This window comes from Streptomyces sp. R818, from assembly GCF_056172735.1.
Genome location: NZ_JAOCNE010000005.1, coordinates 232381 through 240365 on the forward strand (window position 1 = coordinate 232381; position 7985 = coordinate 240365).

Genomic DNA, 7985 nt, shown 5'->3' on the forward strand with positions numbered 1-7985 from the left:
CCGTGGCCGCAATCGGGGGCCGGTGAAGGAGCAGCGATGGCGATGGGGGCGGCGAACACCTCGCGGGCAGGCAAGGGGCTCGGTGACGGCGGGGAGCGCGGGCGGCGGCGTGTCGCGGTGATCGGCAGCGGGGTGGCCGGACTCACCGCCGCCCATGTGCTCGCCCGCGCGCGGCACGTCACGCTCTACGAGGCCGACGACCGGCTCGGCGGACACGCTCACACCCACGAGCTGACCGCACCCGACGGGCGCACACATCGCGTCGACTCCGGCTTCATCGTGCACAACCGCCGCACCTACCCCACCCTCCTGCGGCTCTTCGACGAACTCGGCGTCGTCACGCAGGAGTCGGAGATGAGCATGTCGGTGCGGTGCGAGGGATGTGGCCTGGAGTACGCGGGCGCGCGCGGCCCGGCCGGGCTGTTCGCCCGGCCCTCGCGTGCGCTGCGCGGGCGGTACCTGCGCCTGCTCGCCCAGGTGCCCGCCTTCCACCGGGCCGCGCGGCGCCTTCTCGCCAGCGGTGACGAGGAGGGGCTCACCCTGGGCGCCTTCCTCGACCGTGAGGGCTTCACCCCGTACTTCCGTACGCACTTCGTGACGCCGCTGGTGTCGGCCGTGTGGTCCTGCGACGCCGCCACCGCCCAGCGCTACCCGGCCGCGTACCTGTTCCAATTCCTGCACCACCACGGCATGTTGTCGGTGGGCGGGACGCCGACGTGGCGCACCGTCACCGGGGGATCGGCCACGTATGTCGAGCGGGTGGCCCGGCACCTGCACACCGTGCGTCCGTCGACGCCCGTCAGGGCCGTGAGCCGGGGTCCGGACAGCGCCCGCCTCACCCTTCAGGACGGCACCACGCGCACCTACGACTCGGTCGTCGTCGCGACCCACCCGGACCAGGCGCTGGGTCTCCTCGCCGATGCCACACCGCGGGAGAAGGAGGTGCTCGGCGCCTTCACCTACTCACGCAACACCACGCTGCTGCACACCGACACCCGTCAGTTGCCGCGTGCCCGGGGCGCCCGCGCCTCCTGGAACTACCGGATGCCGTCCTGCACGGCGGCGGCGGACCGGGTGCAGGTCAGTTACGACATGAACCGGCTCCAGCGCATCTCCGCGGCCGAGAGGTACGTGGTCACACTCGGCGGCGCGGAACATGTCGATCCCGCCCTGGTCCGGGCCCGTATGGTCTACGAACACCCGGTCTACACGCGGGAGTCGGTCGCCGCGCAGCAGCGGCTGCCGGAGCTGAACACGGCCGTCACCGCGTTCGCCGGGGCCTACCACGGCTGGGGTTTCCACGAGGACGGCTGCCGCTCGGGGGTCGCGGCCGCCGCGGCGCTCGGGGTGCGCTGGTGAGCCCGGCCCCCGCGCTGTACGGCGTCGCCATCTCACATGTGCGCACATCTCCGCGCCGCCATGTCCTGCGTCATCACACCTACATGTGGCTGATCGACCCCGACCACCCGCCCGAACTGCCTGTGCTGCTGCGCTCGTTGGCCCGCTTCGACACCCGCGACCACTTCGACGGCCGGGCACCGACGATCCGCGCCGGGCTCGACGCCTTCCTGGCCCGCCACCACATCGACCTCGAAGGCGGCCCCGTCGTGATGCTCGCCCACGCGCGCGTGCTCGGCCACGTCTTCAACCCGCTCACCCTCTACTGGTGCCACGGCCCCGACGGCAGCCCCCGCTGCACCGTCGCCGAGGTCCACAACACCTACGGCGAACGGCACTGCTACCTCCTGCTCCCCGACAGCGCGGGCGAGGCGGTGACCGGCAAGGAGTTCTACGTCTCGCCGTTCTTCCCCGTCGACGGCCGCTACCGTATGCGGCTGCCCGCCCCGGGCGACCGTGTCGCTCTCACCGTCCACCTGGAGCGCGACGGCGGCAGGCCGTTCACGGCCACCGTGCGCGGCACCCGGCAGGACGCCCGCCCACGCACCCTGCTGCGCCTGGCGCTGCGCCGCCCGTGGTCCACGCTCGCCGTGTCCGCGGCCATCCGGCTGCACGGCATCCGCCTGTACCTGCGGGGACTGCCCGTGCAGCCGCGCCCCGCGCACCCCGACCCCAGGACCTCGGAGAACGTCTCATGAGCACCCACGGACCCCGCTGCGCCACCGTCACCGCTCCCCCGGCCGCACCGCCGCCCGCCGTCGTGGACCCGGCGCGCTGGCCCGACGTCGCCGCCCTACCGGCCGCTTCCCGCGTGCGGATCGCGGCCACCGCGGCCGTCGTCCGCCACGCGCTCGACCGCCTGCCGCTGCGCGTGCGGTACGCGGACGGGCCCGTACGGGGCCGCGGCGGACCGGCGCTCGACATCCACCGGCCCGACGCGTTCCACGCCCGCGTCGGCACGCAGGGCCTGATCGGGTTCGGCGAGTCCTATCTGGCCGGGGAGTGGGACGCCCCCGACCTGGTCGGCGTACTCACCGAACTGGCCGCTCACGTCGCCGAGTTGGTTCCGGCTCCGTTGCAGAGGCTGCGCACGCTGTGGGCGCCGCGCCGGCCGTCCGCGCAACGCAACACCCCCACGGGCGCGCGGGCCAACATCAGCCACCACTACGACCTGTCCAACGACCTGTTCGCGCTCTTCCTCGACGAGACGCTCACTTATTCCTCCGCGCTCTTCCGCGGCCTGCCCGCCCACTGGGGGCTGCTCGCCGACGCCCAGCGCCGGAAGATCGACCGCCTGCTCGACCTCGCCGGCGTCCGCGACGGCAGCCGCGTCCTGGAGATCGGCACCGGATGGGGCGAACTGGCCGTACGGGCCGCCGCCCGCGGAGCCCGGGTCACCTCGATCACCCTCTCCGCCGCGCAACGCGATCTCGCCCGTGCCCGCGCCGCGGCGGCCGGACTGGCCGACCGGGTCACCGTCGAGCTGTGCGACTACCGCGCGGTGCGCGGCACCTACGACGCCGTCGTCAGCGTCGAGATGATCGAGGCCGTCGGCGCCGAGTTCTGGCCCGCCTACTTCCGCACCCTGGACGCCCGCCTCGCACCGGGCGGCCGGGCAGCGCTGCAGGCCATCACCATGCCCCACGAGCGGATGCTGGCCGGCGCCGCCACCCGGACCTGGATCCAGAAGTACATCTTCCCCGGCGGCCTGCTGCCGTCCACCGAGGCCGTCGCCACGACCGTGCGCGACCACACCCGGCTCACCCTCGCCCGCCGCGACGCCTACGGAGCGCACTACGCCGAGACGCTGCGGCTGTGGCGCGAACGGTTCACCGCGCGCGCCGACGAGGTCGCCGCACTCGGCTTCGACGCGACGTTCCGCCGCATGTGGACGTTCTACCTCGCCTACTCCGAAGCCGGGTTCCGCTCCGGCTACCTCGACGTCCAGCAGTACCTGCTCACCAAGGAGACCGACCGGTGATGAGTGCCCCCGCCTCCCCCCGCACCGGTGTCGCGCACCGCCTCGCCGCCCTCGCCGGGACGGCTCTCGGCGGCCCGCTCCCCGTCCGCCTGCGCGGCTGGGACGGCAGCGAGACCGGCCCTGCCGACGGCCCCGTGGTCGTGGTGCGCTCCCGCCGGGCGCTGCGCCGCCTGCTGTGGCAGCCGGGCGAGCTGGGCCTGGCCCAGGCGTACGTCACCGGTGAGATCGACGTCGAGGGCGATCTGGGCGCGGGGCTGCGCGCCATGTGGGCGGCGGCCCGCGAAGGCGCCCTGTCCGCGCCCCGGCTGCGCCCCGCCGACCGGGCGCGGGCCCTCGCCACGGCCGTCCGCCTCGGCGCGGCCGGTCCCGCCCCGGCCCCGCCCGCCTCCCAGGCACGGTTGCGCGGCACCCTGCACACCAGATCCCGGGACCGGGCCGCGATCAGCCACCACTACGACCTCTCCAACGCCTTCTACGAGCTGCTCCTCGACGAGACCATGGCGTACTCCTGCGGCTACTGGGCGGACGACAAGCCGGAGTTCACCGGCGCGGACGCGCACCGCGCCAAGCTGGAACTGGTCTGCCGCAAGCTCGGTCTGGCCCCCGGTGCCCGCCTCCTCGACCTCGGCTGCGGCTGGGGCTCGCTCACCCTGCACGCGGCCGAGCACCACGGGGCGCGGGTCACCGCCGTGACCCTGGCCCGCGAACAGGCCGCGTACGTACGGGAACGGGTACGCGCCCGGGGCCTGGGCGAGCGGGTCGACGTGGTGTGCCAGGACTACCGGGACATCACCGGCGGCGGTTACGACGCCGTCGCCACGATCGAGATGGGCGAACACGTCGGCGACGCCGAGTACCCGGCCTTCGCCAGGACGCTGCACGGTCTGCTGCGGCCCGGGGGACGGGTCCTCGTCCAGCAGATGTCACGCGGAGCGACCGCCCCGGGCGGCGGCGCCTTCATCGAGGCGTACATCGCACCCGACATGCACATGCGCCCGCTCGGCGACACCCTCAACCTCCTGGAGGGGGCCGGTCTTGAGGTGCGTTCGTCGGAGTCGATGCGCGAGCACTACGTGCGCACGGTCGCCGCCTGGCACGACACCCTGGAGGAGCGCTGGGCCGACGCCGTCGCGCTCGTCGGCGAGGAGCGGGCGCGCGTGTGGCGGCTGTACCTGGTCGGCGGCGCCCTCGCCTTCGAGGAGCGGCGCATGGGGGTCGACCAGATCCTCGCCACCCGGCCCGCCACCGCCCCGGGCAGCGGTACGCCACCGGCCCCGCACTCCTGGTACGACGGCGCGGAGCGGCACCGGTGACGGGCTTCCCCTGGTCCGGCTTCGCGGCCAACCTCGCCTGGTCGGCCGCCGCCGCGCTCACCGTCCTGCTCACCACCTTCGCCGTGGCCGTGCGCAAGGGCGTGCACCGGATCGTCGACATCGCCTGGGGCCTGGGCTTCACCGCCGTCGCCGTCGTGTCCTGTCTCGCGTCGGCGGGCACCGGCGACCCCGCGCGACGCGCCCTGGTCACCGTCCTGACCGCCGTATGGGGCCTGCGACTCGCTGTCCACATCGCCCGGCGCGGACGCGGGCACGGCGAGGACCCCCGCTACGCACGCCTCCTCGCCAAGGCCCCGGGGCGCCGCGACCTCTACGCGCTGCGCATGGTCTACCTGGTGCAGGCGGCCCTCGTCTGGCTCGTGTCGCTGCCGGTCCAGGCCGCCTCCTACGTGCCGGGCCCCGTCTCCGCCGTCGCCTGGGCGGGAACGGCCCTGTGGGCCGTCGGGCTGTGCTTCGAAGCGGTCGGCGACGCCCAGCTCGCCCGGTTCAAGGCGGACCCGGCGCACCGCGGCCGGATCATGGACCGGGGCCTGTGGCGCTGCACACGCCACCCCAACTACTTCGGTGACTTCTGCGTGTGGTGGGGTCTGTACCTGATCACCTGCGACTCGCTCGCCGCCGCGGCCGTCAGCCTCGTCTCCCCCCTGGTGATGAGTCTGCTGCTGACCAGGGGAAGCGGGAAGCGGCTCCTCGAACAGCACATGGCCGACCGGCCCGGCTACGCCCGGTACGCGGCCCGCACCAGCGGCTTCTTCCCGCTGCCGCCCCGGCGACGACGGCCACGCGAGCGGGCATCGGCACAGCACCAGGAGGACGCATGACCGGCACCGGGAACGAATACCGCGCCCGCACGAGGAAGGAGCAGCCACCGGCGCTGATCTCGCGCCGCACTCCGCCCGGCGCCCGGGCCGCGGTGCTGTTCCTGCACGGCGGCCGCTCCGACAGCCACTCCCCCGCCCGCCCCTGGCACCTCGCCGCTCTGCGGATGAGGCCCTTCGTACGCGCCGTCGCCGCGGCCCTGCCCGACGATCCGGTCGCCCTGGCCCAGGTGCGCTACCGCGTACGCGGCTGGAACGGGCCCGGCGCCGACGCGCTGCGCGACGCCCAGCGGGCGCTCGACGAACTGACACGGCTCGTCGGTGACGTGCCGGTGGTGCTCGTCGGCCATTCCATGGGCGGCCGCGCGGCCCTGGCGGCAGCGCGAGCGCCGCAGGTCCGGGGCGTCCTGGCGCTCGCGCCGTGGTGCCCGGCGGGCGAGCCCGTCGCGCACCTGAGCGGCAAGGACGTCGTCGTGCTCCACGGCGACCAGGACCGCGTCACCTCCGCCGAGGCGTCGGTGGCGTTCGCCGAACGAGCGCGCGTGGCCGGTGCGCGGGCCGAGGCCCACATCGTCCCCGGCGGCGACCACGCGATGCTCCGCGACAGCGCCCACTGGCACCGCACGACCGCCTCGACCGTCGTGGACCTGCTGCGGCTGTAGCGCCCTCGCCCCATCTACCGCTCACGCCGATCGATCCTTGCGCCGACTCGGCTCATCGCCTCCAGCGGGTACGGCGCCCCGCGGTCCGTCTCCTGGAACCGGCGCGTACCGGGCCAGCGCGCAGTTGCCGAGCGCCGTAGCGGGCCAGCCTCGTGGAGACTGCCGTGTGGGCGGCCGATCGAGCGGCACGGGACGACAGGTCAAGGGTGTTCGTCATCCTTGGAGCCGCAGATGTTCGATCCCGGTGTCGAGGGCCGCCTTGAGGTGGGTCGAGTCACCGGTGGACATCATGATCGTGACGCCGCCCTGGACCCCCGCGAGGAGGGCGGCAGCCGTACGGTTCGCGTCGAGACGGGGCGAGGTGAGGCCCCGCTCCTGCATGGCGCGGACCCCGCGCGCGAGCTGTTCCTGCCACTGCCGCATCAGCTCCGTGACGATCGCACGCGCGCCCGGGCTCGACCGCCCGACCTGGAGGAACAGCGCGCCCAGCGGGCAATGGTCGCCCTGCAGTTCGTACCGCTCCACGACCACGTCCCGCCACCGCTGCCAGGACTCCCACGAGTCCAGGCGGCCCAGGTGCGGCTGCTGGTCCTCGAGCACACGGTCGGCCTCGAACTGGGCCACGGCGAGGAGCAGTTCGTCCTTGCCGCCGGGGAAGTAGTGGAACAGCTGGCTCTTGCTGGTGGCGGTTCGGTCCCGGACGTCGTCGAGCCGCGTGAAGGCGACCCCCTGCTCGCGCAGCACCTCGGCCGCGCCCTCGACGATGCGGGCCCGGGTGGCCCGGCCCTTCGCGGTCAGCGCCTCGCTCATGCCGGCCCTTTCTCCAGTGACGTACGGGGCAACGGTACCCCCGTTCTGGACTTGCCGGTCCATTTTTCGCGGAGCACCGTAGGCACCGCACACGGCAGAACACCCGCCCCACCGAACAGGGAGAGCACGCCATGACCGGACGACTGCACGGCAGGACGGCACTGATCACCGGGTCCACCAGCAACATCGGGCAGGCCATCGCCGAGGTGTTCGCCGCCGAGGGCGCCCACGTCGTCGTGTCCGGCCGCAACACGGAACGCGGAGCCGCCGTCGTCGCCGGCATCCGCGCCTCGGGCGGCCGGGCCGACTTCGTGGCGGCGGACCTGGACGGCAGCGCGGAGGCGTCCCGCGAACTCGCCGAGGAGGCCACCGCCGCGCTGGGCGGTCGCATCGACGTCCTGGTCAACAACGCCGGCATCTACCCGTCCCCCGGCACCGTCGACACCGACGAGAAGACCTTCGACCACGTCTACGCCGTGAACGTGAAGGCGCCGTTCTTCCTCACCGCCGCCATCGCCCCCGCCATGGCAGCCGCCGGTGGCGGCACGATCGTCAACCTCGGTTCCTGGATCGCCCGCCTCGGCGTCCCCGCGGGCGCACTGTACAGCTCGACGAAGGGCGCCATGGAGACCCTGACGCGCGCCTGGTCGGCCGAGTTCGGCCCGCAGGGCGTACGCGTCAACGCCGTCTCCCCCGGTGTGATCCTGCCGCCCTCCCCCGAGGGCAGCGACCCGCACCGCGGCGAGGTCATGATGCACGGCACCCCGGCCGGAACGGTCGGCACACCCGCCGCGATCGCCCACGCCGCCCTGTGGCTGGCGAGCGACGAGGCGTCCTTCGTCCACGGCACGGTGGTGGACGTGGACGGCGGCCGAACGGGGGTGGCGGTGGTCGCGGCGTAGACGTCGGTCGTCGGCTTTTCCTCGCCCCGGTCCGGCACAGGCATGACCTGGAGTCGCCGCATGCGGCACAGGACGGGATG

General features: G+C 74.0%; 8 protein-coding genes. 7 read left to right on the forward strand and 1 reads right to left on the reverse strand.

The annotated features are described in order from the left end of the window. Window positions 1-42 precede the first annotated feature (42 nt). Genes N5I75_RS16225 through N5I75_RS16250 form a run of 6 tightly spaced genes read left to right on the forward strand, consistent with a single transcriptional unit; the run spans window position 43 to window position 6193 of the window. On the forward strand, window positions 43-1359 hold the full coding sequence (locus N5I75_RS16225; RefSeq protein ID WP_476678183.1) for an NAD(P)/FAD-dependent oxidoreductase: 1317 nt from the start codon (window positions 43-45) through the stop codon (window positions 1357-1359). Next, the gene (locus tag N5I75_RS16230) at window positions 1356-2096 is read left to right on the forward strand and encodes a DUF1365 domain-containing protein (RefSeq protein ID WP_476678161.1); all 741 of its coding nucleotides are present in this window, start codon (window positions 1356-1358) and stop codon (window positions 2094-2096) included. The genes N5I75_RS16225 and N5I75_RS16230 overlap by 4 nt, the downstream gene beginning before the upstream one ends. Then, window positions 2093-3379, forward strand: a complete 1287-nt coding sequence (locus tag N5I75_RS16235) for a class I SAM-dependent methyltransferase (protein WP_476678163.1) — start codon at window positions 2093-2095, stop codon at window positions 3377-3379. The genes N5I75_RS16230 and N5I75_RS16235 overlap by 4 nt, the downstream gene beginning before the upstream one ends. Further along, on the forward strand, window positions 3379-4692 hold the full coding sequence (locus N5I75_RS16240; RefSeq protein ID WP_476678165.1) for a class I SAM-dependent methyltransferase: 1314 nt from the start codon (window positions 3379-3381) through the stop codon (window positions 4690-4692). The genes N5I75_RS16235 and N5I75_RS16240 overlap by 1 nt, the downstream gene beginning before the upstream one ends. Further along, entirely contained in the window at window positions 4689-5534 is an 846-nt protein-coding gene (locus N5I75_RS16245) for a DUF1295 domain-containing protein (protein ID WP_476678167.1), read from the forward strand. The genes N5I75_RS16240 and N5I75_RS16245 overlap by 4 nt, the downstream gene beginning before the upstream one ends. Beyond that, window positions 5531-6193 carry a dienelactone hydrolase family protein gene (locus tag N5I75_RS16250; protein WP_476678169.1) on the forward strand — a complete coding sequence of 221 codons (663 nt, stop codon included), beginning with the start codon at window positions 5531-5533 and terminating at the stop codon, window positions 6191-6193. The genes N5I75_RS16245 and N5I75_RS16250 overlap by 4 nt, the downstream gene beginning before the upstream one ends. Window positions 6194-6406: 213 nt before the next feature. Here N5I75_RS16250 and N5I75_RS16255 read toward each other — a convergent pair whose 3' ends face one another. Then, window positions 6407-7003 carry a TetR/AcrR family transcriptional regulator gene (locus N5I75_RS16255; protein ID WP_476678170.1) on the reverse strand — a complete coding sequence of 199 codons (597 nt, stop codon included), beginning with the start codon at window positions 7001-7003 and terminating at the stop codon, window positions 6407-6409. A 131-nt stretch (window positions 7004-7134) separates the two neighbouring features. On the opposite strand from N5I75_RS16255, the gene N5I75_RS16260 reads away from it, so the two are divergent. Next, window positions 7135-7905 (forward strand): SDR family NAD(P)-dependent oxidoreductase, encoded by a 771-nt coding sequence (locus tag N5I75_RS16260; RefSeq protein WP_476678172.1) that lies wholly within the window; start codon window positions 7135-7137, stop codon window positions 7903-7905. Window positions 7906-7985: the final 80 nt, after the last annotated feature.